Source organism: Haemophilus sp. UMB1048, from assembly GCF_030218125.1.
In the GTDB taxonomy this organism is placed as follows: domain Bacteria; phylum Pseudomonadota; class Gammaproteobacteria; order Enterobacterales; family Pasteurellaceae; genus Haemophilus_D.
In genome coordinates this window covers 1-624 of sequence record NZ_JASOPB010000022.1, presented here as the reverse complement: position 1 = coordinate 624, position 624 = coordinate 1, and the positions used below count along the sequence as shown (strand labels likewise).

General features: G+C 53.7%; 1 protein-coding gene and 1 pseudogene. Both read left to right on the top strand.

Features of this window, described 5'->3' with window-relative positions; translation table 11 throughout:
- Nucleotides 1–4 precede the first annotated feature (4 nt).
- Nucleotides 5–412 (top strand): annotated as a pseudogene (locus QP437_RS09685) (relaxase/mobilization nuclease domain-containing protein); the annotation flags it as partial.
- Nucleotides 413–449: 37 nt separating this feature from the next.
- Nucleotides 450–624 (top strand): MbeB family mobilization protein (locus QP437_RS09680; protein WP_285267694.1); only part of this gene is annotated, 175 nt, incomplete at its 3' end.

The window sequence follows — 624 nt, the reverse complement described above, 5'->3', positions numbered from 1 at the left end:
ACTGATGCCCGGTCTCGAAAAAAATCATTACAGCATCCTGTGGGTGGAGCACCAGGACAAGGGACGGCTTGAGCTGAATTTTGTCATTCCGAACATGGAGCTACAGAGCGGAAAACGCCTCCAGCCGTACTACGACCGGGCAGACAGGCCGAGAATTGATGCCTGGCAGACGCTGGTTAATCACCATTACGGGCTGCATGACCCCAACGCCCCGGAGAACCGCCGGACGCTGACCCTTCCTGATAACCTGCCGGAAACGAAACAGGCGCTTGCTGAGGGCGTCACACGCGGGATAGACGCGCTTTACCATGCCGGAGAGATAAAAGGCCGTCAGGATGTGATTCAGGCGCTCACAGAGGCGGGGCTTGAAGTGGTCAGGGTGACGCGAAGCAGTATCAGCATTGCAGACCCGAACGGCGGGAGGAATATCAGACAGAAAGGAGCGTTTTATGAGCAATCTTTTACAGACGGGCGCGGAGTTCGAGAAAAAGCTGAAAGAGAGAGCCGAATCTACAGAGAAAATGCTGAACGACGAGTTCAGGAAGCTCGAAGAATCTGTAAACAGGGAACTGACCTCAAACGAATCTTTAATCAGGAACGCTATCAACGACCATACAACAGCCC